At 68.7% G+C, this 26,121-nt stretch carries 20 protein-coding genes; 12 read left to right on the plus strand and 8 right to left on the minus strand.

The annotated features are described in order from the left end of the window. Positions 1-5: 5 nt before the first annotated feature. From mfd to IGS68_RS13570, 5 genes are all read right to left on the minus strand, one after another. Positions 6-3,482: a transcription-repair coupling factor gene (gene mfd, locus IGS68_RS13550; RefSeq protein WP_201080785.1), complete on the minus strand. Its 3,477-nt coding sequence runs from the start codon at positions 3,480-3,482 to the stop codon at positions 6-8. Positions 3,483-3,506: 24 nt separating this feature from the next. Next, positions 3,507-3,815, minus strand: coding sequence for an FAD assembly factor SdhE (locus IGS68_RS13555; RefSeq protein WP_201080787.1), 309 nt, complete (start codon positions 3,813-3,815; stop codon positions 3,507-3,509). A gap of 157 nt (positions 3,816-3,972) precedes the next feature. Then, a complete protein-coding gene (locus tag IGS68_RS13560; RefSeq protein ID WP_247881318.1) occupies positions 3,973-5,952 on the minus strand; it encodes a methyl-accepting chemotaxis protein in 1,980 nt (659 codons plus the stop codon). A 120-nt stretch (positions 5,953-6,072) separates the two neighbouring features. Next, positions 6,073-7,041: a DctP family TRAP transporter solute-binding subunit gene (locus IGS68_RS13565; protein ID WP_201080789.1), complete on the minus strand. Its 969-nt coding sequence runs from the start codon at positions 7,039-7,041 to the stop codon at positions 6,073-6,075. A 142-nt stretch (positions 7,042-7,183) separates the two neighbouring features. Next, positions 7,184-7,888 carry a FadR/GntR family transcriptional regulator gene (locus tag IGS68_RS13570; RefSeq protein ID WP_201080791.1) on the minus strand — a complete coding sequence of 235 codons (705 nt, stop codon included), beginning with the start codon at positions 7,886-7,888 and terminating at the stop codon, positions 7,184-7,186. 161 nt (positions 7,889-8,049) lie between these two features. On the opposite strand from IGS68_RS13570, the gene IGS68_RS13575 reads away from it, so the two are divergent. From IGS68_RS13575 to hydA, 5 genes are read left to right on the plus strand one after another with little or no spacing between them, the layout of a single operon-like run. Further along, complete coding sequence (locus tag IGS68_RS13575; RefSeq protein ID WP_201080793.1) at positions 8,050-8,853, plus strand: ABC transporter substrate-binding protein; 804 nt, start codon at positions 8,050-8,052, stop codon at positions 8,851-8,853. Between the two features lie 10 nt (positions 8,854-8,863). Continuing rightward, positions 8,864-9,538, plus strand: a complete 675-nt coding sequence (locus tag IGS68_RS13580; protein ID WP_201080795.1) for an amino acid ABC transporter permease — start codon at positions 8,864-8,866, stop codon at positions 9,536-9,538. Then, the gene (locus IGS68_RS13585; protein ID WP_201080797.1) at positions 9,535-10,050 is read left to right on the plus strand and encodes an ureidoglycolate lyase; all 516 of its coding nucleotides are present in this window, start codon (positions 9,535-9,537) and stop codon (positions 10,048-10,050) included. The genes IGS68_RS13580 and IGS68_RS13585 overlap by 4 nt, the downstream gene beginning before the upstream one ends. Before the next feature lie 15 nt (positions 10,051-10,065). Next, positions 10,066-11,295, plus strand: a complete 1,230-nt coding sequence (locus IGS68_RS13590) for a cysteine desulfurase-like protein (protein ID WP_201080799.1) — start codon at positions 10,066-10,068, stop codon at positions 11,293-11,295. Positions 11,296-11,312: 17 nt separating this feature from the next. Then, positions 11,313-12,746, plus strand: coding sequence for a dihydropyrimidinase (gene hydA / locus IGS68_RS13595; protein ID WP_201080801.1), 1,434 nt, complete (start codon positions 11,313-11,315; stop codon positions 12,744-12,746). 297 nt (positions 12,747-13,043) lie between these two features. Here the strand turns inward: hydA and IGS68_RS13600 are convergent, their stop codons facing one another. Continuing rightward, entirely contained in the window at positions 13,044-13,961 is a 918-nt protein-coding gene (locus tag IGS68_RS13600) for a polysaccharide deacetylase family protein (RefSeq protein WP_201080803.1), read from the minus strand. A gap of 243 nt (positions 13,962-14,204) precedes the next feature. Between IGS68_RS13600 and IGS68_RS13605 the strand changes: the two genes are divergently transcribed. The 3 genes from IGS68_RS13605 (at position 14,205) to IGS68_RS13615 (ending at position 17,567) form a co-directional block, all read left to right on the plus strand. Further along, positions 14,205-14,606, plus strand: coding sequence for a hypothetical protein (locus IGS68_RS13605; RefSeq protein WP_201080805.1), 402 nt, complete (start codon positions 14,205-14,207; stop codon positions 14,604-14,606). Positions 14,607-14,757: 151 nt separating this feature from the next. After that, positions 14,758-17,346 (plus strand): methyl-accepting chemotaxis protein, encoded by a 2,589-nt coding sequence (locus IGS68_RS13610; protein ID WP_201080807.1) that lies wholly within the window; start codon positions 14,758-14,760, stop codon positions 17,344-17,346. Then, positions 17,346-17,567, plus strand: a complete 222-nt coding sequence (locus IGS68_RS13615; RefSeq protein WP_201080809.1) for an MHYT domain-containing protein — start codon at positions 17,346-17,348, stop codon at positions 17,565-17,567. Before IGS68_RS13610 ends, IGS68_RS13615 begins: the two co-directional genes overlap by 1 nt. Here IGS68_RS13615 and IGS68_RS13620 read toward each other — a convergent pair. Further along, positions 17,554-17,871, minus strand: coding sequence for a hypothetical protein (locus tag IGS68_RS13620; protein ID WP_201080811.1), 318 nt, complete (start codon positions 17,869-17,871; stop codon positions 17,554-17,556). The two genes, IGS68_RS13615 and IGS68_RS13620, sit on opposite strands and share 14 nt — an antisense overlap. 218 nt (positions 17,872-18,089) lie before the next feature. On the opposite strand from IGS68_RS13620, the gene serA reads away from it, so the two are divergent. Further along, complete coding sequence (serA, locus tag IGS68_RS13625) at positions 18,090-19,334, plus strand: phosphoglycerate dehydrogenase (RefSeq protein WP_201080813.1); 1,245 nt, start codon at positions 18,090-18,092, stop codon at positions 19,332-19,334. Positions 19,335-19,379: 45 nt separating this feature from the next. Here serA and IGS68_RS13630 read toward each other — a convergent pair whose 3' ends face one another. Further along, positions 19,380-20,756, minus strand: a complete 1,377-nt coding sequence (locus IGS68_RS13630; protein ID WP_201080815.1) for a cation:proton antiporter — start codon at positions 20,754-20,756, stop codon at positions 19,380-19,382. Between the two features lie 181 nt (positions 20,757-20,937). Here IGS68_RS13630 and IGS68_RS13635 point away from each other — a divergent pair, with 181 nt between their 5' ends. The 3 genes from IGS68_RS13635 to IGS68_RS13645 all read left to right on the plus strand — a co-directional run bounded on the left by IGS68_RS13635 (position 20,938) and on the right by IGS68_RS13645 (position 26,106). Beyond that, positions 20,938-22,776 (plus strand): DEAD/DEAH box helicase, encoded by a 1,839-nt coding sequence (locus IGS68_RS13635; protein WP_201080817.1) that lies wholly within the window; start codon positions 20,938-20,940, stop codon positions 22,774-22,776. A gap of 124 nt (positions 22,777-22,900) precedes the next feature. Next, positions 22,901-25,510 carry an MMPL family transporter gene (locus IGS68_RS13640; RefSeq protein ID WP_247881319.1) on the plus strand — a complete coding sequence of 870 codons (2,610 nt, stop codon included), beginning with the start codon at positions 22,901-22,903 and terminating at the stop codon, positions 25,508-25,510. After that, positions 25,507-26,106: an ABC transporter substrate-binding protein gene (locus tag IGS68_RS13645; RefSeq protein WP_201080821.1), complete on the plus strand. Its 600-nt coding sequence runs from the start codon at positions 25,507-25,509 to the stop codon at positions 26,104-26,106. The genes IGS68_RS13640 and IGS68_RS13645 overlap by 4 nt, the downstream gene beginning before the upstream one ends. The last annotated feature ends 15 nt before the right edge of the window (positions 26,107-26,121 follow it).

Here is a 26,121-nt window from a genome sequence, read left to right on the forward strand (position 1 = left end):
GGCGGTCAGGCCGCCAGCTTGGCAAGGTCCTGCATCAGCCGCTGCACGCCCTTCACCCGCGTCGCCGTGTCGTCCCACGTGCGGGTATAGACCAGCTTGTGGTCCGGCCGCAGCTTCATGGTCGCGGCCTGCTTGCCGATGAAGATCACGAGCTGGTCCGGCCGGGCGAAGCTGTTCTTGTGGAACGACAGCACGGCGCCCTTCGGCCCGGCATCGACCCGCTCGACCCCGGCGGTGCGGCAGAGCTGCTTGATCGTCATGACGTTCAGCAGGTTCTCCACCTCGGGCGGCAGCGGCCCGAAGCGGTCGATCAGTTCCGCCGCGAAGCTGTCGATCTCGCTCCGGTCCACCAGTTCCGAAATCCGGCGGTACAGACCCAGCCGTACGTTCAGGTCCGCGATGTACGCCTCGGGGATCAGGACCGGCATGCCCAGGTTGATCGTCGGGGTCCAGGTGTCCTCGGCATCCGCCGACGTCCCGGCGCCGCTGCGGGCGGTCGCGACCGCCTCCTCCAGCATATGCTGGTACAGCTCGACGCCGACCTCCTTGATATGTCCCGACTGCTCCTCGCCCAGCAGGTTGCCGGCGCCCCGGATGTCCATGTCGTGGCTGGCCAGCTGGAATCCGGCGCCCAGGCTGTCCAGGGTCTCGATCACGTGCAGCCGCTGGGTCGCGGTGGCGGACAGCACGGTCCGGGGCGCATAGGTCAGGTAGGCGTAGCCCCGGACCTTGGACCGGCCGATCCGGCCGCGCAGCTGGTAGAGCTGGGCCAGCCCGAACAGGTCGGAACGGTGGATGATCATCGTGTTGGCGTTCGGCACGTCCAGGCCCGATTCGACGATGTTGGTCGCCAGCAGCACGTTGAACTGCCCGTCGTCGAAGGCCGTCATGACCTCCTCCAGCTGGGTCGCCGCCATCTGGCCGTGGGCCATCACGACCTTGACCTCAGGCACCAGTTCCTGAAGCCGCTCGTAGACCCGCGGAAGGTCCTCCAGCCGCGGGCAGACGTAATAGGTCTGGCCGCCGCGGTAGTGCTCGCGCAGGATCGCCTCCCGGATCACCACCGGATCGTAGGGCAGCACGAAGGTCCGCACCGCCAGCCGGTCCACCGGCGGCGTCGCGATCAGGCTCAGCTCGCGCACGCCGGCTAGGGCCATCTGGAGCGTCCGCGGGATCGGGGTCGCGGTCAGGGTCAGCACATGGACGTCGGCGCGGAGCTGCTTCAGCCGCTCCTTCTGCTTCACGCCGAAATGCTGCTCCTCGTCCACGATCACCATGCCCAGGTCCTTGAACTGCACGGTCTTGGACAGCAGCGCGTGGGTCCCGATCACGATGTCGATCGTTCCGGCGGCGAGACCTTCCTTGACCAGCTTCTGTTCCTTCGCCGACACCAGGCGGGAGAGCTGGCCGATCCGGACCGGCAAGCCGGCGAACCGCTTCTCGAAGGTGCGCGAGTGCTGGCGCGCCAGCAGCGTGGTCGGCACCACGACGGCGACCTGCATGCCGGACAGGGCGGCGATGAAGGCGGCACGCAATGCCACCTCGGTCTTGCCGAAGCCCACGTCGCCGCACACCAGCCTGTCCATCGGGCGGCCGGACTGCAGGTCCTCCAGCACCTCTTCGATCGCGCGGAGCTGGTCCTCCGTCTCGGGATAGGGGAACCGCGCCGCGAATTCGGCATAGATCCCGTCCGGTGCCGAAACGGGCGTGCCCCGGCGAAGCTCGCGCTCGGCCGCGATCTTCAGCAGCGCCTCCGCCATGTCCTTCAGGCGCTTCTTGACCCGGGCCTTGCGGCCCTGCCAGCCGACGCCCCCCAGCTTGTCGAGCTGGGCGCTGTCCTCCGACCCGTAGCGCGACAGCAGCTCGATGTTCTCGACCGGGAGATAGAGCTTGTCGCCGCCCTCGTAGATCAGCCGCAGGCAATCGTGCGGCGCGCCGGTCACCTGGAGCGTCTCCAGCCCGTCATAGCGCCCTATCCCGTGATCGACGTGGACGACCAGATCGCCCTCGCTCAGGCTCGACAGCTCGGCGATGAAGTTGGCGGACCGGCGGCGTTTCTTGGTCGGCCGGGCCAGCCGGTCGCCCAGGATGTCCTGCTCGGTGATCACCGCCACGTCGGGCGCGGCGAAGCCGGTCTCGATCCCCAGCACGATCAGCGCGGTGGTGCGCCGGTCGAGCCGCCTCGCCCCCTCCCAGCTCTCGCAGACCTCGACCCGCTCGATGCCGTGGTCGCGCAGAACGGTCAGCAGCCGGTCCCGGGCACCCTGGCTGTAGCCGGCGACGACGCAGCGCCGGTCGTGCTTCTGGAGCTCCTCGATGTGCGCCTTCAGCGCGTCGAACACGTTGACGTCGGGCTTGGCCCGGGCGTCGGCGAAGTCCCGGCCGCGCCGTCCGCCGGCATCCACCCCCGCCTGGCCCTCGGCCAGCGCGAAGGGCATCAGCTGGCCGACCGCCCGCGCGCCCAGCAGCGCGTTCCAGCCGTCCTCGTCCAGGTACAGCATCTCCGGCGGCAGCGGCTTGTAGACGGGATTGTTAGCCTTCTTCTCCACCGCCTGCAGCGTCTTGCGCGCATGATAGAAGTCGGCGATCTGCGCAAGCCGGGAATCCCGCGCCTCTTCCGCCTGCGGATCGAGCGTCACGACCGCGTCATGCACATAGTCCAGGATCGTTTCCATGCCGGAATGGAACAGCGGCAGCCAGTGCTCCATGCCGCCATGCTTGCGGCCGGCGCTGACCGCCTCGTACAGCGGGTCCTCGTCCAGCACGGCGCCGAACAGCTCGCGATAGCCCGAGCGGAACCGGGCGATCGACTGCTCGTCCAGGAAGACCTCCGACATCGGCTTCAGGGCGATGCCGTCGCGCTTCTCGGTGGTCCGCTGGCTCATCGGGTCGAAGGCGCGAACCCCCTCCAGCTCGTCGCCGAACAGGTCGAGCCGCAACGGCTCCTCGGTGCCGGGCGGGAACAGGTCCACGATGCCGCCGCGGATCGCGAACTCGCCGGGCTCGCGCACGGTCTGCGCGCGGGTATAGCCGTTGTGGGCCAGATAGGCTTGCAGCTTGTCCAGGTCGATGCGGTCGCCGACGCCGGCGCGGAAGGTGGCATGGGCGAACGTCCCGCGCGGCGGCACCTTCTGCAGCAGCGCGTTGACCGTGGTCAGGACAAGCCTCGGCCGCCCCTTGCCGGGCTCGATCAGGCGGGTCAGCCCCTCGACCCGGCGGCTGACGATATCGACGTTGGGCGACACGCGGTCGTAGGGCAGGCAGTCCCAGGCCGGGATCTGCACGAGCTCGATTTCGGGCGCGAAGAAACCAACCGCCTCGGCCAGGCGGGCCATCCGCTGGTCGTCCAGCGCCACGTGCAGCAGCCCGGAGGGGCCGCGGCGCTTCGCGATGTCGGCGAGGACTCGGGCGTCCTGCCCTTCCGGCGCACCGGCGATCAGCAGGCGGGACGGTTGGCCGGGGTCTAATTTGATCTTTATCAAGGGTCTGTTATCGAACCAGGAGGGTCAAGCGACGGTCGTCTTGAAATTGAACGCGATCAGCAGCCGCATCACGTCGTTGTCGTGCTCCGGCGGAACCGGCTCGCGCGCGGACATCCAGTTATAAAGATCGGGATCGCTCAGTTCCAAGAGGTGCTCGTACCGGTCCAGCTGCGCAGCATCGAATGCGGGCAGGTGCCGGTCGGCGAAACGGCCCAGCAGGATGTCAGCCTCGCGGGTCCCCCGGTGCCAGCTCCGGAAGGTCAGCCGCTTGCGCCGCACCTCGATCGTCTCTGCTGGCTTGGTGGTGTCGGGTCGTTCGGCGGAGCTGGTCATGATGGGCTCACTCTCAATGGCGCTGGCCCACCGATATAGCCCCCGCCACCCGTTCTGTCAGCGGCCTATCGGCATGTCCCCGGCCGGCAGGACGAAAGGCGCCGGCAGCCCGTGCCGGCGCCCCCGCCGCGGTTCGACGTTTCCAGGCGCTCCGCCGTCAGGCGCAGCGGACGTCCGCGAGGAAGCGGGCGACCTCGCCGCGCAGCCGCTCCGCCTCCAGGGCGAGGCTTCCCGCCGCATCGAGCACCTGCCCCGCGGCCGCCCCGGTCTCGCTCGAAGCCTGGGAGACTCCGACGATGTTGCCGGACACCTGCTGCGTCCCGGCGGCAGCCTGCTGGACGTTGCGGGATATGTCGCCGGTGGCCGCGTTCTGCTGTTCCACGGCGGCCGCCACGCTGGAGGAGATCTCGTTGATCCGGCCGATCGTCCGCGCGATCCCCTGGATGGCCCCCGCCGCGTTCCCGGTCGCCTGCTGGATCTCCAGCACCTTGGCCTGGATCTCCCCAGTCGCGCGCTCGGTCTGGGACGCCAGCGCCTTGACCTCGCTGGCCACCACCGTGAAGCCCTTGCCGGCCTCCCCGGCCCGCGCCGCCTCGATGGTGGCGTTCAGGGCCAGCAGGTTGGTCTGCCCGGCGATGGAGTTGATCAGCTCGATCACCTGCCCGATCTCCCGGGCCGCGTCGGTCAGGCCGCGCATCAGGGCGTCGGTCCGCTCGGCGTCCTGGACCGCCTGGGCGGTGATCCTCAGCGAGGTGGACATCTGCCGGCTGATCTCCTGGATCGAGGCGGACAGTTCCTCCGCGGCCCCCGCGACCGTGTTGACGTTGGTGGTCGCCTGCTCGGAGGCCGCGGCGACGATCACCGCCTGGTGCGAAGCCGACTCCGCCGTCCGCGACATGGCCCCGGCGCTGCGCTCCATCTCGGTCGCTGCGGACGACACCGCGTCGACCACGCCCTTGACGTTCGCCTCGAACCCGTCGGCCAGCCTCATCAGGTCGGCCTTGCGCTCCGCTTCGCTCCGGCGCTTGATCTCCTCCTGCTCCGCCTGCAGCCGCTTCACCTCCAGGCCGTTGGCCTTGAAGGTCTCGACCGCCCGCGCCATCCCGCCGATCTCGTCGCGCCGCCGGGTGAAATCGACCTGGACGGAGAGATCGTTACCCGCCAGTCGCTGCATGATCGAACTTAGCGACCGGATCGGCCGGGTGATGCTGCGGGCGATCAGGAAAGCCATCACGACCCCGATCAGCAGCGCGCCTCCCGCCACGGCCAGCCCCAGCGCCCGCGCCTGCTCCGCAGCACCCGTCATGTCGGAGAAGGTGCTGTTCTGGCTGTCCGTGCTGGCCTGGCGCAGCTGCCCGATGGCGGTCCCCAGGGCCTCGGCGGCGCGGATCCGCTCGGCACCCGCCGCCGCGAACCGGTCCGTCGCCGAGACGACGCCGTCGAGCGCCTTGCGATATTCGTCCAGGATCGCCGGCAGGGCGGCGGCGAACCGCTGGAGCCGGCGGCTGTCGGTCGTCGCCGCCGCCAACCCTGCCAGGGTCTCGGAGAACCGCTCGGCCTCCTTGATCGCGATCCCGGCGTCGGCGGGGTTGCGCGACGAGACATAGCGCGTCGCCGCCAGGGCGCTCGCCTGCCCCGCCTCGGCCAGTTTCGCCGCCAGGTCCGTGACCTCGGCCTTGCCGTCCCGCACCGCCGTGCCGACGATCGCGGACGTGGTGGTGCCCAGGCCGGTGGAAGCCTTGACCAGGGCCGAGACGCCGATGCGCCGTTCCGACACCGCGGCGACGCTCTGCCGGGCCGCGGCGTCATGGGCTTCCGCCGCCTTGACGATGCGACCGACCAGGGCCGCGTCCGCGTCCAGCGCCGCGGCGTCGAGCGTCGCGATGGCGGAGCCCAGTACCTCCAGCGCCTGGTTCGCGGCCGACAGGTCTCCGTCGGTTTCCGTCAGCGCATATTGCGTCAGGGCCCCACGGGCCCCTTCCATGTCGATCGACAGCAAGCCCGAGACGGTGGCCGCGTCGCTGACCGACCGCAGCCGGGCGATGCCGGCGGTCGTCTCCGCCGCGTTCCGGTCGGCGAAGAACGACAAGGTTCCCAGCAGCACGAGCAGAAGGGCGAATCCGCCCGAAATCCGCAACGCTATCGGAATGTTAGAAAGTCTTGGCCAGGCTGACATGCAAACTCCCCAATCCCGGCGGTCATCGCCGGCCCCTGTTACGGATCCGCGCGGCCACCCCCGTCCGCGCGGATGCCGGACTCACTGGACGTTCCTGATCCGCTCGACCTGGGCCGCGCCGAACTTCCTCTCGAGGTCGGGCATCGCCGGTGCCACGGCCTTGGCGAAGGCCGCCCGGTCGATCTCGGTCACGACCTGGAGACCCTGCTCGCGAAGGGTCTTGACGCCGTTGGCCTGGGCATCGGCCGCCGCCTTGCGCGACGCCTTACCGCCGGCCTTCGCGGCCTCGACGAAAGCGGCCTTGTCCTCGTCCGACATGTCCTCGAACGTGTCGATGCTCATCAGGAAGGCGGCAGGGTCATAGCTGTGGGCCGACAGGGTCAGGTGCTTCTGCACCTGGGCGAACTTGGCCGACAGGATGGTCGCGATCGGGTTCTCCTGCCCGTCGAACTGGCCGCTCTGCAGCGCGTTGTACAGTTCCGGGAAGGGGAGCGGAGCGACGTCGGCGCCCAGCGCCTTGAAGCCGGCGACCATCACCTCGCTCTGCGGCACCCGGAGCTTCAAGCCCTTGACGTCCTCCGGGGCGGAGATCGCGCGCTTGGCATTGGTGATGTGACGCATCCCGTTCTCGCCCCAAGCGAGCGCCACCATGTCCTGCGCGCGGAACTTCTCCAGGTATTCCTGTCCGATGTCGCCGTCGAACACCCGATGGGCATGCCCGGCGTCGCGGAACAGGAACGGGATGCCGAAGACGCCCACGTCGGGGACGAAGTTCAGCATGGGAGCGCCGGTCACGAAGGTCAGCTCGATCGTGCCGAGCTGCACCGCCTTGATCGCCTCGACCTCTCCGCCCAGGGCCGCGTTGGGATAGAGTTCGATCTTGTACCGGCCGGAGGTGCGCTTGGCGACCTCGTCGGCAAAGGCGGCCGCCCCGGCCCCCAGCTGGGAATCCGAGCCCAGGATATGCCCCAGCTTGAGCGTACGGGCTTGCTGTGCCTGGGCACCGTCGACGCTGAACAATAGAAGAGCGCTGGCGGCCAACGCGGCCACCCGAATATTTCCGAACATGACTAAAGACCCCTGATTACCTGATGCCTGTATAATAACTCTTCTTGGGTAATCCAAAGAATACATACAAATGGAATAAAAATGCTGGCTTCCATATGAAATTGGTATGGGCCTGCGTACCGTTTCAGCCTTCCAGGATTACGCCGATGCGCCCTGCGGCGGCCGTGATGTGGCGCGCCATGGCCGAGGATGCCGCCGCCGCGTCGCGATCGCCGAGGGCTGCCAGGATCGCCTCGTGCTCGTGGACGGTCTCCCAGATCCGGTCGTGATGGATGAAGGGCAGGCGCTGGATCTCGTCCATGACGCCGTTCACCGTGCGGAACAACTCCACGAACATGCGGTTGCCGCTGCACTCCACGATGGTCCGATGAAAGACGCTGTCGCACTCCGCGACCGCGATCAGGTCGCCGGACTCCACCGCGCGGCGCATCCCGTCCACCGACCGTCCGATCTCCGCCAGCGGCCCGGCGGCTGATTTCACGGCGGCCAACCCGGCGGCGCGCGGCTCCAGCGTCAGCCGGGTCTCGTAGACCTCATGCTGGGAGTAACGGTCGGCGAACCGCCATCTCGGCTCCGGAATCCTGCCCGCGGGACCACCGCCGGGCTCGACGACGAAGACGCCCCGCCCGACTTCCACCCGGACGAGACCCAGGGTTTCCAGCACCGAAAGAGCCTCGCGCAGCGACGCCCGGCTGATGCCGAGCTGTTCGGCCAGTTCGCGCTGGGCCGGCAGGCGCTCTCCCGGCGCCAGCGGTCCCTCCAGGATCATCGCCTGGATCCTCTGGACCGCCGATTGGGGCACCAGCATCCTGCCGCCGACCTTGTTCATCTCCAGGCTCCCGCTCCCGCGCATCCTTTTGTCTGCTTGACCCTAACCGGAAAAGCGGGTCCAATCCACTGGTCTGGCCGGTCAGACCAGTTGCGACGAACGACGACGGGCGGGCCGGCCCCGGGGATAGCCATCGTCAAGTATTGATGTGAGGAGACGAGATGCGCAGGACCTTCCTGAAGACGGCCCTGGTGGCCGCCATCGCCACCGCCGCGACTGCCATGACCGGCAACGCAATGGCCGCCGACCTGACGGTCGGCGCCAACATCGGCAACGTCCCGTGGGAGTTCCAGGACGCCACCGGCAAGAATGTCGGGTTCGAGATCGACCTGGTCGAAGAGATCGCCAAGCGCCTGGGCAAGTCGGTCGAGATCGTCAACATCCCGTTCAACGGCCTGTTCTCCGCCGTGCAGTCCGCGCGGATCGACATGGCGATCTCGTCCATCACGATCACCGAGAAGCGGCTGGAATCGGTCAGCTTCGCCCAGCCCTACTATGACAGCGACCAGTCGCTGACCGTCCTGTCCAAGAGCGGCATAGCCAAGGTCGAGGACCTCAAGGGCAAGGCGATCGGCGTCGATACCGGCTCCACCGGCGACATGTGGGCGACCCAGAACCAGGCCCAGTACGGTTTCGGCGACATCCGCCGCTTCGAGGGGCTTCAGCCCGCCATGCTCGACCTCGCCGCCGGCCGGCTCGACGGCTATGTCAGCGACATCCCCGCCCTGCTCTACTTCACCAAGGACAAGCCGCAGTTCAAGGTGGCCCAGCGCATCCAGACGGGCGAGCGCTACTCGATCATGTTCGCCAAGGACAGCCCCCTGGCGGCCCAGGTGAACGAGCAGATCACCGCCATGAAGAAGGACGGCACGGTCGCGGCCCTGCACGAGAAATGGTTCGGCGCCAAGCCGGAAGCGGGCACCAGCACCGCCGAAGTCATGGACATGCCCAAGCCCAAGTCCTGAACCCTGACGCATGGACATTGTCGATACCTTCTTTAACTGGAGCGTGCTGCAAAGCTCGCTCCCCCTGCTGCTGCTCGGGCTGGGCACCACGATCAGCCTGGGCGTCACCAGCATCGTGATCGGCCTCGTCGCCGGCCTGTTCATGGCCCTGCTCCGGATGTACGGGCCGAGGCCGCTGGCGGTCCTGGCGGTCGCCTATATAGACCTGTTCCGCGCGATCCCGATCCTCGTCCTGCTGGTGGTGATCTACTACGCCCTGCCCTTCGTCGGGCTGCGCCTGTCGCCCTTCGCGGCGGCCACGTCGGCCCTGTCGCTGGTCAGCTGCGCCTACGCGGCGGAGATCTTCCGCGCCGGCATCCAGGCGGTGCCGCGCGGCCAGTTCGAGGCGAGCCAGGCGCTCGGGCTCAAATACTGGGGCATGATGTGGTACGTCGTGCTGCCCCAGGCGTTCCGGCTGGTCATTCCGCCGATCACCAACAACTGCATCAACGTTATGAAGGACACCGCCCTGGCCTCGGTCGTCGCCATGCCGGACCTGCTGAAGCAGGCGACCCAGGCGCAGGCCCTGGCCGCGAACCCCACGCCGCTGATCGGTGCCGCCGTGATCTATCTCCTGCTGCTGCTGCCCTTGGTGCGGATCGTCGGCACGCTGGAGAAGCGTTTCGCCATCGGGAAAAGCCGGTGAGCGGCATCCCGATCGCCGCCCGCCCGCTGGATCCCGCCGCATTCGCTCCGTTCGGCGAGGTGATCCAGGCCGGCCTGGGCACCGTCAGCCGGGTGAACGACGGGCGCGCCGACCGGTTCGACGGCGTCGGCCGGCTGGAACGCAGCATGGGCGACACGGCGCCGACCATCGCCGTCTACCGCATCGACGCCTCGGACCTGCCCCACCGGGTCCCCCTGCTGGAGCGCCATCCCCTGAGCAGCCAGCTCTTCGTGCCGATGAACGCGGCGCGCTACCTCGTGGTCGCGGTGCCCTCCGACGCGGACGGACTGCCCGTCCCCGAACGGGCCGAAGCCTTCCTCGCCGCCGGGAACCAGTCGATCAACTACCGTCCCGGCGTCTGGCACTGCCCGCTCGTGGCGCTCGACCGGCCGGCCGACTTCGTCATGGTGATGGGCCGGGCCTTCGACGCCTCCGCCGATTGTGAATTCTTCGACCTGCCCGAGCCCATCGCGGTCGGGCAGGCGTCCTGACAGGAGTGTAGAGGCATGCTGCCCGCCCTCGATCTCGATTTCGTCCGTTCCCAGTTCCCGGCCCTGGCCGGCGACTGGGTGTTCTTCGACAATGCCGGCGGCTCGCAGACGCTGCGCGGGGTCGCGGACCGGATTTCCGACTATCTGCTGACCAGCAACGTCCAGCTCGGGGCCAGCTACGACGTGTCGCAGCGGTCCGGCGCGCGGGTCCGCGACGCCCACGCCGTGATCGCCGAGCTGATCGGCGCCTCGCGGCCGGAAGAGGTGGTGATGGGGCCGTCAACGACGGCGCTGATGTATACCCTGGCCGCTGCGCTGGCCGAGGGAATCGAACCGGGCGACGAGATCGTCGTCACCGACACCGACCACGAGGCCAATATCGGCCCCTGGCTGAAGCTCAAGGACCGGGGCGCCGTCATAAAGGTCTGGGCGGTCAACCCGGAGACGCTTGAACTGGACCTGGGCGACCTCGACGCGCTGATGACCCCACGCACCCGGCTGGTCTGCTTCACCCATGCCTCCAACATCCTCGGCACCATCAACCCGGTCGCCGAGATCACCCGCTTCGTCCACGAGCGCGGCGCCCGCGTGGTGGTGGACGCGGTGGCGCTGGCGCCGCACCGGGCTGTCGAGGTGACGGCCTGGGACGTCGATTTCTACGTCTTCAGCTTCTACAAGGTCTACGGCCCTCACCACGCGGTGCTATACGGCAAGTACGACCAGCTGCTGGCGCTGCCCAGCCTGAACCATTTCTTCATCGGCCGCGAGGTCGTGCCCTACAAGCTCCAGCAGGGCAACGTGAACTACGAGCTGTCGGTCGGCTGCACCGCCATCGCCGACTACCTGGCGGAGCTGGGCGGCAGGACCGGCGCCCGGACCGATCGGCGCGGCCAGATCCTGGCCGCCTTCGACGCGATCGCCGCGCAGGAGGAGGCGCTGGCCGAACGCCTGCTCTCCTACCTGCGCGGCCGCAGCGACATCGGCATCATCGGCCACGCCAAGGCGGACCGGGCTCTGCGTGTTCCGACCATCAGCTTCGTGGCCCGCGGCCGGCAGTCGGACGAGATCGTCACCGGCGTCGATCGCAGCCGCATCGGCATCCGGTTCGGCGACTTCTACGCCCGCCGCCTGATCGACCGGCTCGGACTGACGCCGGCCAAGGGCGTCGTCCGGGTCTCGATGGTCCACTACAATACCGTGGACGAGGTCGACCGGCTGGTCGAAGCCCTCGACGGACTCCTGTGAGCGGAAAGGAACGCGCCATGGACAGCTTCGACCTGGTGATCCGCGGGGGCACGGTGGTCACCGCTTCCGAAACCTCGCGCTGCGACGTCGGCATCCGGGACGGGCGGATCGCGGCTCTGGCCGACCGCCTGCCCACCGGCAGCCGGGAGATCGACGCCGGCGGGCGTCTCGTGCTGCCGGGCGGGATCGACAGCCATGTCCATATCGACCAGCCCTCCGGCGACGAGACGGTGATGGCGGACGACTTCCTCAGCGGCACCCGCTCCGCCGCGGCCGGCGGCAACACGACGGTCATTCCCTTCGCGCTTCAGCACAAGGGCCAGAGCCTGCGGGCCGCCGTGTCCGACTATCACGCCCGCGCCGAGGGCAAGTGCCTGATCGACTACGGCTTCCACCTGATCGTCTCCGATCCCAACGAGCAGACGCTGGGCCAGGACCTGCCGGCCCTGGTCAACGACGGCTACACCTCCTTCAAGGTCTTCATGACCTATGACGACCTGAAGCTGAACGACCGCGAGATGCTGGAGGTGTTCGACGTCGCCCGGCGCGAGGGCGCGCTGGTGATGGTCCATGCGGAGAACTACGACGCGATCCGCTACATGACCGAGCGGCTGGAGCGGGCCGGCCATACCGAGCCCTACTTCCACGGCACCTCCCGACCGGCCCCGGTCGAGCGCGAGGCGACCCACCGGGCCATCACCTTCGCCGAGCTGGTCGACGTGCCGATCATGATCGTCCACGTCTCGTCCGGCGACGCGGTCGAGCAGATCCGCTGGGCCCAGTCGCGCGGCCTGAAGATCTACGGCGAGACCTGCCCCCAGTATCTCGTGCTGACCGCGGAGGACCTGCGCGGCCTCAACATGGAAGGGGCGAAATATGTCTGCAGCCCGCCGCCCCGCGATCCGGAGAGCCAGGACGCCTGCTGGCAGGGGCTGGCCAACGGCACCTTCACGACCTACTCCTCCGACCATTGCCCGTTCCGCTACGACAGCCCCGCCGGCAAGAAGCGCAAGGGCGAGCGGACGGCCTTCCGCTGGGTGCCCAACGGCATCCCCGGCGTCGAGACCCGGCTGCCCATCCTGTTCTCCGAAGGCGTGGTGAAGGGAAAGATCGACCTCCAGCAGTTCGTGGCCCTCACTTCCACCAACCACGCCCGGATGTACGGGCTGGCGGGACGCAAGGGGACGATCTCGGTCGGAGCCGACGCCGACATCGCGATCTGGGATCCCGAGCTCCGCCGCCCGATCCGCCAGGAGAACCTTCACCACGGGGCCGACTACACCCCTTACGAAGGCATGGAGATCACCGGCTGGCCGACCACCGTGATCGTGCGCGGCGGCATCGTCGTGGAGGACGGGGCCGTGGTCGGCCAACCCGGCCACGGCACCTTCCTGAAGCGCGACCTGTCGCCCTTCGCCAAGCCCCGCGGCAAGACATGGCTGCCCGGCTGATCCCAAGGCAGGACGCAGGAGAAGTGCCACGCCACGTAGGTCGGGCAGAGCGAAGCGGCACCGACATCAACTCGCCAAACTGCGTCGGGTGCCGCTTCGCTCTACCCGACCCAACGTGGAACTGGTTTCGCCACGGATAAGGGAAACCGGGGTCAGACCACCATTTCGCCGGAAGATAGACATTCGGAAGGCTTGGTGCGAAATGGTGGTCTGACCCCGGTTTCCCGCCGCCGCGAACACCTCGCCACAATACAGTTGCGCTACAACCTGCCCGCCTGATTCAGGCTGGAACAGCCGTCACGGGACCACCCCCTCCGGCAGGCCGCGGCAGTGCTCCGCGATGGCGCCGGCCGTGGTCAGCCAGATGCGGTCGCGGTGCGCCTCGATGTGTGACAGTGCCCGGCGCAGGTGGCGCAGCCTGTAGGGCTGGCCGACCAGATAGGCGTGCAGGGCGATGCCCATCACCAGCGGCCCCTGTTCCGACTGCTCCAGCATCTCGTCGAACTGGTCCACGATCATGTCGGCGAACTCCGGCGCGCCCATGCGGCGCCCGACGATCGCCGGGATGTCGTTCAGTTCCTGGGGATAGGGGACCGCCAGCAGCCGGCCGGACCGGGTGCTCATCCAGACCGGCTGGTCGTCCATGCACCAGTCCAGCAGATAGCGGTAGCCCTGCTCGGCCAGCAGGTCCGGCGTGACGCGGCTCTCGGAAATCCAGGGTCCCAGCCAGCCCGTGGGCGCCCTGCCCTCGTGCCGGGCGATGGTTTGCGTGCTGTCCGCGATCAGGGCCGCCTCGGCGGCTTCGTCCAGGGTGCCCTGCCGCTCCGCGTTGGTCCAGCCATGGCCCACGATCTCGTCGCCGCGTTCGCGGAAGGCGGCGACCAGTTCCGGGCAGTAGCCATAGAGCGCGCCGTTGACCAGGACCGAGGCCGGCCAGCCCAGCCGGTCGAACAGGTCCAGCATCCGCCACGCCCCGACCCGGTTCCCGTAGTCGCGCCAGGCATAGTTCAGCACGTCCGGCGGCGGACCGCCGGGGCACAGTTCGGCCCCCATCCCCTCACCGAACGCGAAATGCTCCAGGTTGAGCCCGACATAGACCGCCAGGCGCTTACCTCCCGGCCAGTCATAGGGTTTCCGGCCCCGGATCGGCGAGTAGCCGTAGCGGCCATGTCCCGCGGGCGGCTTCCGGCCGGTGGCTCCCGTGTCTCTGGTCAAGGTCGCAGCCTCGCGATGCGGTCGATCTCCGGGACGTCGTGATGCTTCGGTTGCCGTTTTCCGTCCATGGGACCTCCTCTATGGCGCGCCAAGGTTAGCCCACCGGGTTCGCCTGCCGCAGGCGGGCAAAACGGCGCCCCTGTGACGCGTTAGCTCAGGCGTTCCTTCCACCGATCGCGCGGATTGACAGTCAATACCACAATCGGTTTCTCTCATGACAAAACGGCAACAGGAGGGTTCGCCATGAAGAAATCCATCCGTATTCCCGCGGTCGAAGGCATTCCGGCAAGGTTCGCATCGCTTCTCGTCGCGGCCCTTGCGGCCACGGCCGTAGCCGCCGGCAGCCTGCCCGCCTTCGCCCAGGCCGGCGATGCCGCCCCGGCCGCGGAACCGGTTCCCGTCGCGGAGCCGGCACCCGAGCCCGAGCCCAAGAAGGCGGAGATCGCCAAGGCCGTGACCTGCCAGGTGCTGATCAGCCAGTTCGACGACGGCGTGGCCGCCGCCAAGATAGACGACGCCGCGAAGGCCGGCGCCCGGACGATGCGCGGCGACGGCAACAAGGCGTGCAATGCCTGGGACTATGACTCCGGCATCGGCACGCTACGGGTCGCGCTGGAGGCCATCGGGAAGAAGCCGATCCGCTGACCGCGGCCTCATGGCCGAAGAGGCCGGATCCTCATCTGCCTTTTAGCCTGCTGGTTACCACTTCGGGCGTAACATCGCGGTGCGGGCCTGGGTGGTGCGGTGCCGGTCCGGCGGAACCGACCACCCAGGGCCTCCACCTCGCAGGGACATCATGAAGCTCAAGACCGCCATCGCCGCGGGGTACTTCACGGTCATCGGCCTCGTCGCCGTGGTCGGCGTGGTGGGATTGCTCGGTCTTTACCGCTACGCCGACTCGGTCGAGCACGGCACGTCGGCGACCCGGCTTTCCCTCGCTATGGGAGAGGTCAGGGCGCTGGAATGGAGCGCCCTGCGCGGCGACCTGTCGGCTTCGGACGAAGCGAAGCGGCGGCTGGCCTCCATCATCGACCAGTTCGCCCGGGGCGGGATGATGGACGAGCAGGCGGCGGCCGACCGGTACGCCCAGGCGTTCCGCGCCTTTGTCGACATACAGGAGAAGCTGCTCCAGGGCGACGCCGCGATCGGACGGTCCGTCCAGCAGCTCGGGATGCTGTCCGACCAGATCGTCACCGCGCAGGTCAAGCTCGCCCGGGCGGCCGGGAACGACCTGGACGAGGCGGAGACGGCGGCCCGGCAGGCGAGCACCATGGCCGACCTCGTCCTGACGATCCGCGACGGCGTGATCGAGGCCCAGCTCGCCGAGATGGCCTTCCTCAACCATCCCGACAGCAGCGAGATCACGCCCGCGCTGGAAGCGCTGAGCCTCGCCGCCGAACGGACGTCCGCCATGCCGCCGGAGGATGCCGGCCCCGCCTTCTCGATCATCGAGGCCTACGCGATCTCGATCGGAGAGACCTCGGCGGCCTATGCCGGTTACGAGAGCTACCGGGAGGTGATCTTCCGCCTGCTGAAGGAGATGGACGACATCCATGGCGGCCTGCCCGCAGACACGGAACCGTCGATCCGGGCGGAGGCGGGCGACCTGACCGCCTGGGCTTGGCGCGCCCGCGCCACCGGGGAGATCGACGACGGCGCGGCGGTGCCGGTGATCACCCATCCGGAACTCGACGAGATGAAGACCCTGGCGCTTCAGGTGATCGACCTGACCCGCCAGATGGCGGTCGCCCGCGCCGAACTGCTCCAGCTCTCGGCGATCGACGAAGCCCAATCGCGGGGCATCGCCTCGACCATGGAAACGACCAAGGAGCGTTATGTCGGCATCCGGACCGCGGCCGAGACGCGGGCGGTGCAGGCCCGTTCCTCGTTCGCCAATGCCATGAACGCCGCCGACCGCGGCCGGCAGATCCGGACCGCGGCGCTTCAGATAGCCCTCTCCCTGTCCGACCTTTCTTCCGGCAAGCGGGAGGTGCTGCGGGAAGAGATCGCGGGAACCCTCGCGCGGGTCGCAGGGTATCTCGACGAGATCGCCCGGCTGACCGGCGACAGCGACCTGATCGCCAGGATGCGCAACCTGCTGCTCCCCCTCGAACAGAGCTTCGTGTCCCAGATCGACCTCCAGGCCGGCGCGGTGCGCTTGGCGCGCGACATGAACGCCGCCGCCGTAGAGGCGTCGAGCCAGTCGCGATCCCTGTCGGAGACCGGATTAGCGGCGGCCGAGGAAGGCAAGCGGAACTCCGTCGCGATCATCGTGGCGACCCTGGCGATCGCCATCGCCGCCGCCCTCGCCTTCGCCCTGATCCTCGGCCGCCATGTCTCGGGCGGCATCTCGCGGATGAGCGGGGCGATGGACGCGATCGCCCACGGCATGCTGGAGACGGAGATCCCCAATCAGGGCGAGAAGGGCGAGCTGGGCCAGATGGCCGACTCTCTTGTCTCCTTCAAGGACAATGCCCGCCGGAGGATCGAGGCCGAGGCCAGGGCCGAAAGCGCCCGCATGCAGGCCGAATCCGAACGGCGCCAGGTGCTGGGCGACATTGCCCAGACTTGCGAAAGCCGTCTGCTGCCGCTGGCGCAGCAGGTCTCCACCGCGTCGCGCCAGCAGCTCGACGACGCCCGCCTGCTCCTGGAGGTCGCCGAACAGGCGATGAAGCGGTCCGAGACGGTGGCGGACGAGGCCGGCATGACGGGGCGCAACCTGGGAGCCGTCGCGTCGGCGACGGAGGAGATGGCCGCGTCCATCGCGGGCATCGCCGAGAACATGCTGTCCACCGCGGGTCTCGCCCGCCGCAGCGTGACCGAGGCGGACCGGGTTCGCGCCGACCTGGAGAGCCTGGTCAGGGTCGCCCAGGGAGTCGGCGACGTGGTGCTGCTGATCCGCGACATCTCCGAGCAGACCAACCTCCTGGCGCTCAACGCCACGATCGAGGCGGCGCGCGCCGGCGAGGCCGGCAAGGGCTTCGCCGTCGTCGCCAACGAAGTGAAGAACCTGGCTTCCCAGGCGGCCCGCGCGACGGAGGAGATTTCCGCCAGGATCGACGGCATCCGCCACGAAACCCTCAACGCGACCGAAGCGATCCGGGGCATCTCCTCGATCATCGAACAGATGGACGTGGCGACCGGGTCTGTCGCCGGCGCCGTCGAGCAGCAGCGCAGCGCCACGCGCGAGATCGCCCAGACCACCCAGAACGTCTCCGGCAGCGTCGACCGCATCGGCAGCGACATCGCGATGGTCAGCGACCACGCCCGCGAGACGGAGACGGTCGCCCGCGAGCTGCAGCGGGCCGCCGAACGGCTGGGCGGCGAGGCGACGGAAATGGAACGTACCGTCAATGAATTCATCGCCTCTATCAGGTCAATCTGATGCCGCTCACGGAGTGTCGGGACGTTCAGATCGGATACGACCTGAAGCTCACGCCGCTGTCGATCGTCGTCGCGATCACGGGCACCGCCGTGGCCGCCATGCATTTCGCCGGCATGGCGGCGATCCATGGTGCGGGAACCCGGGTATCCTGCCGCTTCCCGGCGGAGCGGATCGTCGCCCCGGCGGCGGTCGGCTGCCGAGCCGGCCCTATCCGACGCTGAAGAAGCGGCGCTTCGGCAGCCGCAGCACGTGGTCCGGCGCCGTCGCGTGGAAGGTCCGCACCGCTTCCGCGATGCGGCGCGCCAGGATATCGGTCATGTCCAGGTGGTTCGCCGCCTTTTCCGGCAAGACGATATCGATGTTGTGGTCGCGGCCGAAAGCTGTCGTCTTCACCACCAAGTGCTCGAGCCGGGGCTGCAGATGGACGGCGAGCTTCTGAGCGTAGTCCAGGGGATCGAGCTGGTCGTCCGGGTGCCGATCCGCGTTCAACTTGGCCGTGCTGAGGGTTATCTCTATCTTGATCATGTCGTTCTCGACATCAGGTGCCGCGGGATGCCCACCATCCCCGAAGTATCGGCCCGATCCCTCAACAAATCCTTTCCCGCCGGCGCAAGTCGCCCTCCTGTCATGCCCAGGAGTCGCAGCAGCCAACCACCGTTTGATTCGACGCCCGAAATAAGCAGAATGACCCGCCCGTGGCGCAACCCTTCCGCCTCGACCCGGTCCATCGCGTGGAAACTGAAATGTCCCGACTGTCGTTCCCCAAGGAAAAGATCTCGATCCTGCTGCTGGAAGGGATCCACGAGAATGCCGTCGCCGATCTGGCGGAGCATGGCTATGCCAACGTGACCCGGCTTCCCAAGGCGCTGGACGAGGGCGACCTGATCGAGCGCCTGTCCGGCGTCCACATGGTCGGGATCCGGTCGCGCTCGCAACTGACGGAGACTGTGCTGCGCCAGGCCGACAAGCTGATGGCGATCGGCTGCTTCTGCATCGGCACCAACCAGGTGGATCTCAATACCGCCCGGCAGCTCGGCATACCCGTGTTCAATGCCCCGCACAGCAACACCCGCAGCGTCGCCGAACTGGTGATGGGCGAGATCATCATGCTGATGCGCGGCATCTGGGACAAGTCGCGGATCGTCCACGAGGGCGGCTGGGTCAAGTCGGCCAAGGACAGCTACGAGATCCGCGGCAAGGTGCTGGGCATCGTCGGCTACGGCCATATCGGCACGCAGCTCTCGGTCATCGCCGAGGCGCTCGGCATGCGGGTCCGCTTCTTCGACATCCAGAAGAAGCTGGCCCTGGGCAATGCTCAGCAGTGCCGCACCCTCGACGAGTTGCTGACCCTCTCCGACGTGGTCAGCCTGCACGTGCCCGATACCGCCCAGACCCGCGACATGATCGGGCCGGAGCAGATCCGGGCCATGAAGAAGGGCGCCTACCTGATCAACGCGGCACGGGGCAGCATCATCGACATCGACGCGCTGGCCGCAGCGCTGAAGTCGGGCCACCTGCGCGGCGCCGCGATCGACGTCTTCCCGGTCGAGCCGGCGAGCGACGCCGACGAGTTCGCCAGCCCGCTCCGCGGCCTGCCCAACGTGATCCTGACCCCGCATATCGGCGGATCGACGATGGAGGCGCAGGCCAACATCGGGAACGAGGTGGCACGCAAGCTGATCGAGTACTCGGACAACGGCTCGACCATGGGCGCCGTGAATTTCCCCGAGGTCCAGCTGCCCGTCCGCGAGGGCGGCGTCCGCTTCCTGCATATCCACGCCAACGTTCCGGGCGTGCTGCGGAAGCTGAACGAGGTCTTCGCGTCGCGCGGCCTCAACATGGCGGCCCAGTATCTCCAGACCGACCCTTCCATCGGCTATGTCGTGTTCGACGTCGACGGCGAGGTGAACGACCAGGAAATCCTTGCCGACATGCGCGCCATCGACGGGACGCTGCGCAGCCGCGTGCTCTACGACCGGCGGCGCTGACCCCTTCGCCCGGCGCGCGTCCGGCGGTCGCGCCGGGCGGACCGGTCAGTCGTCGAGCACCCGCTCCTTTTCCGGCTGCCGGTCCTCCCCCTTTCCGCCGCCGTCGTTCTCCAGTTCGTACATCGGGCTCCGGATCGAGACTCCGTCGGGGTCGGCCCCGTTCCCGACGCTGCGGGGTTCGCGCCGGCGCCAGCGGGCTTCCAGGCGGTTCATGACCGGTGTCACGGAAATGCCGTGGACGAGGATCGACACGGCGACGACGAACCCGGTCACCGACCACAGCAGATGCTGTTCGGCGAGTTCGGTATGGTTCACCGCGTAGGCGAGATAGTAGAACGACCCGATGCCCCGGATGCCGAAGAGTCCGATGACGGTGCGCTCGGACCAGGGCAGGCGTGTTCCGGCAAGGCCGATCATGCCCGCCACGGGCCGGATCACGAACAGGAAGGCCAGCCCGGCAAGCGCGGCGTTCCAGGTCAGGGAGCTGAGCAGCCCTCCCGCGATGGCCCCGCCGAACAGGACCAGCACGACCATCATCAGCAGCTTCTCGATCTGCTCTGAGAAGGTGTGCAACGCCTCGTTGTAGTCGTGGGACCGTTCGGTATGGCGAAGCGTCGTGGCGGCGACGAACACCGCCAGGAACCCGTAGCCGTGAACCAGTTCGGTCACACCGTACGACACCAGCGTGATCCCCAGCGCGGCCAGCCCTTCCCGCGTGTCGGCGATCCGCGCCTGGTCCGGCAGCCGGAACACCAGGAACCCCAGGAACCGTCCGACCGCCCATCCGACCGCCACGCCGACCGCCAGCTTCCACAGGACCGCGTCCAGGAACCATTCCACCGTCCACCAGCCGGGGGCAACGCTGCCCGCGGCGGAGGCGGCGGCCATGGCGAGCGCCAGATGCGTGAAGGGAAAGGCCAGCCCGTCGTTCAGCCCCGCCTCGGACGTCAGGCTGAAGCGCACCTCGTCCTCGCCGCCGGACCTCGGCGGACCGACCTGGATGTCGGATGCCAGCACCGGATCGGTCGGGGCGAGCACCGCCCCCAGGAGGATGGCCGCCGGCAGGGAGAGGCCCAGGGTCCAGACCCCGATCAGCGCGATGCCCGCGATCGACAGCGGCATGGTGACGGCGAGCAGCAGCCAGGTCGTCCGCCACCGTTTCCAGCCGACGGGCCTGTCCAGCTTCAGCCCGGCGCCGAGCAGGGCGATGATCACCACCAATTCGGTGATCCGCTCGATGAAGCCGGACTGGATGATGAAATCCGGGTCCGACCCGACGCCGGGAGTGATGAAGAGCCCCAGCCCGAGCAGCACGCAGAAGATCGGCAGCGACAGGGGCAGGTCCCGAAGCAGCATCGGCAGCCAGGCAATGCCGAGGATGACGAGCCCGAGGCCGGTCAGCAGGGTGATGTAGGGATCCATGAACCTTTTGCACACTTGGTGTGACGTACCACCTTCAACAGGTGGAATACCGGCATGTGCCGCACAATCCCGTACTCCTTGCCAACTACCTACAACAGGTGGTGTACCGCAACCTTGAATAATAGTATGTTCATGGTATGTTGCAGCCTGCCTTCGCCTTCCGGGAGCCAGTCCGAAGCGCATGACCCGGCCCTTCCGCCGTCATCAGGAGATGGTCAGCAACATTGTCCGCGCCATCGCCGGACGGCAGACCGACGTGCGCGACATCCTCGCGGCCGTCACCCCGGGCGGCGGGAAGAGCCTGCTGCCGGTCATCGCGGCGGCCCGGCTGATCGAGGCGGGCGTCGCCGACCGGGTCTGCTGGATCGTCCCGCGCGACAGCCTCCGGCTCCAGGCGGAGGAGGCGTTCATCGATCCGGTATGGCGTACGGCTCTCGGCCACAGCCTGACCGTGCGGGCTGCCGAGAATTCTCCCGACCCCTGCCGCGGCCTGCAGGGTTACGTCACGACATACCAGGCGGTCGCGGCGGCGCCCGAACTCCATCTGGCCGAGTTCCAGCGGCATCGGTACCTGCTGGCGATCGACGAGCTTCACCATCTGCCGGCCCTCTCGGACCTCGACAACCTGACCAACGCCGCCGACGAGACAGCCTGGAGCCACAGCATCCTGCCACTGCTGGAACTGTCCGCGGTGCGGCTGCTAATGTCCGGCACATTGCAGAGGACGGACGGCAAGGCGATCCTCTGGTTGCCGTACAAACAGCCCCAGGGAGCCCGCCGGACGCGCGAGATCGACTTCAACGCGGAAAGCTGGGCGATCGTCGGGTACAGCCGCCGGCAGGCCCTGGCCGAACGCGCCGTCCTGCCGGTCACGTTCGGCGCCCTGGACGGCGATGCGGAATGGCGCGACCCGCTGTCCCAGCAGCGCACGGTCGAATCCCTGTCCCAGTCCGGGGAACTGGCCCACGACGCGCTCTTCACGGTCCTGCGGACGGAATTCGCGGATGCCCTGCTGCGGGTCGCCTACCGGGCCTGCCGCGACCATCGCGCGGCCCGCCGGAAAGCCATGGGCGCCAGGCCGGGCGACGACGTCCGGGGGCTCGGCAAGCTGCTGGTCGTCGCCCCCGACCAGGCTACCGCGTGGCGCTATGTCGAGAGCCTGCGATCCCGATTCCCGCAGGACCTGCGGGAGATCATGGTGCGCGCCGCCATGAGCGACGTCGCGGACTCCCAGGAAGCCATCGCGGAGTTCCGCATGCGCCCTTTTCCGGCCATCCTGGTGACGGTCTCGATGGCGTACGAGGGCATGGACTGCCCCGAGATCACCCACATCGCCTGCCTGACCCACATCCGGTCGCGGCCCTGGCTGGAGCAGATGATCGCCCGCGCGACGCGGGTCGATCCCCATGCCGGCGACTATGACGGCCAGTCCGCCCTGGTCTACCACCCCGACGATCCGATGTTCCGCAGCTTCCGCCACCAGATCGAGACGGAACAGGGCACCAAGGCGCGGGTGCCGAAGCGCCGCGCCCAGCACGCCCTGCCGCTCGACGGCATCGACCGCGAACGCGCCCCCGCGATCACGCCGCTGCACTCCAACGCGACCGCGCTTCGGTTCGACACCGTGGCGCCCGGCCCCGATTTCGGCTCGCCCGCCCCTCCGACGCCGGCGGATGGCCTCCAGGTCCAGCCCGGCCTGCCGCTGCTCGAACCGCCGTCGATCGCCGAGCACCGGCTTCGCCAGCGCATCGGGCAGATGGTCGCCGCCCAGGTGATCGAGGACGAGGACGCGCACCTGATCCGCCGCAACTCCGGCTATCATGCCTACAACGCGATCCTCAAGCGGGTCCTGGGGAAAAGTCGCGCCGAGATGACCCTGGCCGAACTGGAGGCGGCGGTGGGCTGGCTGGAGCGCAACCGGCTGAGCGACCATTCGGCCCTGATCGACAACGACCCGCAGTACCGCTGGTCCTCCTCCCGGCGGAGTGGCACGATCCGCCTCGGTCCCCATAAGTTCTGATCCCACGCATCTCCGGGGCACTCCGCCGCATCGGGTTGTTTAAGCTCCCATGAGCGTCATCTTCGCGTCGTGACCCCGGCCCCGCCTTTTCCCTGTCTGGAGCGAGCTCGTGCGAGCAGGACGATTGCAGACCTTCGGCCGGCATGTGCTGGAACGCTGGGTAGGACTGGTCTGCCGCTGGCCGGTGGCCACCGTCCTGCTCTCCCTTCTGCTCGCGGGGGCGGCCGGCTGGTACGCATCCACCCATCTGGGCATCAATACCAGCACGACGGACATGATCTCCCCGGAGGTTCCGTTCCGGCAGCATACCGAAACCTATCGAAAGGCCTTTCCCTTCATCGACGACCAGATCGTCGTGGTGGTCGATGCCGACGGGCCGGAGCGGGCGGATGCCGCGGCGCTTCGCTTGGCGGATCTCCTGCGGCGGCGGACGGATGTCCTGCACGGGGTCGAGGTGCCGTCCGCCGATCCCTATTTCGACCGCTACGGCCTGCTGTTCCTGGAACCCGAGGCACTCCAGGATCTGGTCACCCGCTTGGCCGGCGCCCAGGCCGCCCTCGGCCTGCTGAGCGCCGATCCGTCTCTGGGCGGAATCGCCGGCATGCTGGATCTTGTCCTCGGGCACGCCGGCGAAGGCACGCCGGCCGAACTGGGCGGTCTGCTGGACTCCATGGCGTCCGCCGCGGAACAGGTCGGCCAAGGGCAGCCGGCCCGCCTGTCGTGGACCGGGCTGGTCGCCGGCGCCGGACTGGACAGGCTCGGCGACCGGCGCTTCGTGCTCGTCCGGCCGGTGGTGGACGACGCTTCCCTGGCCCGCGGCCGTCCGGCCCTGGACGCGGTGCGCGCCGCCATCGCGGATCTCGGGCGGGAGGAGGACGGCCAGGGCGTCACCGCGCGGGTGACGGGAACGGTGGCTCTGCGCCAGACCGAACTGGACACGGTCGCGGCCGGCGCCACGATGGCCAGTGTGCTGTCCTTCGTCCTGGTCTCGCTGGTGCTGATCGTCGGGATCCGGTCGGCCCGGATGATTATCGCCATCCTCGTGACGCTGGTGATCGGCCTGCTCTGGACCTCGGGGCTCGCGGCCCTGACGGTCGGACAGCTCAACCTGATCTCGGTGACCTTCGCCGTGATGTTCTTCGGCCTGGGCGACGATTTCGGCGGGCATCTCGGCTTGCGCTACCAGGAGGAACTGGTCGCTGCCGGCCCGGGCGGCAGGCCGGCGCGGCTCGCCGCCGAGCGCGCCACCGTCGCGGTCGGTCCCGCGCTGACGCTCAGCGCGCTCTGCGCCGCCATCGGGTTCGTCTCGTTCGTGCCGACCGATTACAGGGGCCTCGCCGAGTTCGGCATCATCTCGGGCCTGGGCATGGGAGTCGCGCTGTTCTCCAGCGTCACGGTGCTGCCCGCGCTGCTGACGCTGCTGCGCCCCGGACCGGGCACCCGGGCGGAGACCCGCGAGAACGTCGCCTTCGCCGACTGGATCGACCGCAACAGCCAGGCGATCCTGATCGCCGGCGGCCTGGCCTTCCTGATCGCCGCCGCTCTGCTGCCGCAGGCCCGGCTGGATGCCAACCCGCTGAACCTCCAGGACGAAACGACCGAGGCGGTGCGGACCTACCGCGATCTGGCGAACTCCCCCGACACCTCCCCGTATGGCGTCAATATCCTGGCAGGCGACCTCGCGTCCGCCGACGCCGCCGCCGAACGGCTGCGCGGCCTGCCCGGCGTCGGCCAGGTCCGGACCGCCTCCAGCTACGTTCCGCCCGGGCAGGACGAGAAGCTGGCGGCCATCGGCGACCTCGCCCTGATCCTCGCGCCCAGCCTCTCGGCCGCTGCCGCTCCTCCGCCCGGGGATCCCGTCGGCGCGCTGGAGCGCCTGCAGGCGATCCTCGCCCGGTACGAGGACCTGCCCGAGGTCCGCCGCTTCGCCGAAGCGGTCGCGCGTTTGCCGGCGGGAGCGGAGACGGCGGCTGCCCTGGACCGTGCCCTGACCGGCAGCCTGCCAGTCCTCATCGACCGGCTCGCCCTAGGGCTGGAGGTCGAGCGGCCCGCCACGCTGGAGGACCTGCCGCCATCGCTGGCGCGCCGCTGGATCGCCGACGACGGGCGGGCGCGGATCGAGGTCCTGCCCGACCGGGACATCTCCGACAGCAGGGCCATGGCGGAATTCGCCGGGCCGATCCTGGCGGCCGAACCGACCGCCGTCGGCGCTCCCGTGACGGTCACGGAGGCCAGCCGGATCATCCTGGCTTCCTTCGGCCAGGCGGTCGCGGTGACGCTCGCCTTGATCGTGCTGCTGCTGATCGTGGTCCAGCGCAGCGCCACGGGGATCGCGCTGATCCTGGCGCCGCTGATCGTCGCGTCGGTCTATACCCTCGCGGCCTCGGTCCTGCTGGGGATGCCGTTCAATTTCGCCAACATCATCGTGATCCCGCTGCTGTTCGGGTTGGGCGTGTCCAGCAGCATCCATATGGTCATGCGCGGGCAGGATCTTCTGGGCGAGCGGGCGCCCGGCCGCCGGTTCGGCGTGGATCTTCTGGTCACCAGCACGCCCAGGGCAGTCCTGCTGACCGCGCTGACCACCAGCACCGCCTTCGCCACGCTCGCCGTATCACGCCACCACGGCCTGTCGAGCATGGGCATCCTGCTGGCTGTCGCCATCCTCGCCACCGTCGTCTGCGCGCTGATCCTGCTGCCGGCCCTGATGATCCAACTGGAACGGATGAGACGATGATCGCCTCCCTGGCCCGTACCGCGCTGGTCCTCCTTATTCTCTCGCTCGCCGGGACGGCCCGGGCCGACCAGCCGGCCGACCCGGTCGCCCGGCTCAACGACGGGATCCTCGCGCTCATGCGCGCGGCCGAATCCGGAACTCCGGCCGCGGCGCGCCTGGGCGACTTCGAACCCGTCGTCCGCGGGAGCTTCGACTTGGAAACGTCGCTCCGCGTCGCCGTTCCGGGCTACGACCGGGCGCTGGAGGCCGAGCGCCGCGCCCTGCTCGACGCCTTCGTCCGCCGCAACGCCGCCCAGTATGTCAGCCGCTTCGACGGCTACTCCGGCGAGACCATCGAGATCGCCGGCGAGCGGAGCGGCCCGCGCAACACCACCCTGGTGGAAACCCGCCTGCTGCGTCCGCGGGGCAGTCCCGTCGTCCTGACCTATGTCGTGCGCCGGATGGGAGACGGCTGGGGCATCGTGGACGTCCTGCTGAACGGCAGCGTCAGCCAGCTGGCGGTCCAGCGCTCGGACTTCGCCGCCACCCTGCGCTCCGGCGGCATCCCCGCCCTGATTCGGGAGTTCGACGCCTATGCGGACGGTGTGACGGGGTGAGCGGGACGGCGCAGG

Source organism: Skermanella sp. TT6 (assembly GCF_016653635.2).
Taxonomy (GTDB): Bacteria; Pseudomonadota; Alphaproteobacteria; order Azospirillales; family Azospirillaceae; genus Skermanella; species Skermanella cutis.

Bases quoted from the DNA above. Each gene is read 5' to 3' on its own strand.
- IGS68_RS13555 (WP_201080787.1), bottom strand. From the start codon at position 3,815: ATGACCAGCTCCGCCGAACGACCCGACACCACCAAGCCAGCAGAGACG.
- IGS68_RS13570 (WP_201080791.1), bottom strand. From the start codon at position 7,888: ATGAACAAGGTCGGCGGCAGGATGCTGGTGCCCCAATCGGCGGTCCAG.
- IGS68_RS13575 (WP_201080793.1), top strand. From the start codon at position 8,050: ATGCGCAGGACCTTCCTGAAGACGGCCCTGGTGGCCGCCATCGCCACC.
- IGS68_RS13580 (WP_201080795.1), top strand. From the start codon at position 8,864: ATGGACATTGTCGATACCTTCTTTAACTGGAGCGTGCTGCAAAGCTCG.
- IGS68_RS13590 (WP_201080799.1), top strand. From the start codon at position 10,066: ATGCTGCCCGCCCTCGATCTCGATTTCGTCCGTTCCCAGTTCCCGGCC.
- hydA (WP_201080801.1), top strand. From the start codon at position 11,313: ATGGACAGCTTCGACCTGGTGATCCGCGGGGGCACGGTGGTCACCGCT.
- IGS68_RS13605 (WP_201080805.1), top strand. From the start codon at position 14,205: ATGAAGAAATCCATCCGTATTCCCGCGGTCGAAGGCATTCCGGCAAGG.
- IGS68_RS13610 (WP_201080807.1), top strand. From the start codon at position 14,758: ATGAAGCTCAAGACCGCCATCGCCGCGGGGTACTTCACGGTCATCGGC.
- IGS68_RS13615 (WP_201080809.1), top strand. From the start codon at position 17,346: ATGCCGCTCACGGAGTGTCGGGACGTTCAGATCGGATACGACCTGAAG.
- IGS68_RS13620 (WP_201080811.1), bottom strand. From the start codon at position 17,871: ATGATCAAGATAGAGATAACCCTCAGCACGGCCAAGTTGAACGCGGAT.
- serA (WP_201080813.1), top strand. From the start codon at position 18,090: ATGTCCCGACTGTCGTTCCCCAAGGAAAAGATCTCGATCCTGCTGCTG.
- IGS68_RS13630 (WP_201080815.1), bottom strand. From the start codon at position 20,756: ATGGATCCCTACATCACCCTGCTGACCGGCCTCGGGCTCGTCATCCTC.
- IGS68_RS13635 (WP_201080817.1), top strand. From the start codon at position 20,938: ATGACCCGGCCCTTCCGCCGTCATCAGGAGATGGTCAGCAACATTGTC.
- IGS68_RS13645 (WP_201080821.1), top strand. From the start codon at position 25,507: ATGATCGCCTCCCTGGCCCGTACCGCGCTGGTCCTCCTTATTCTCTCG.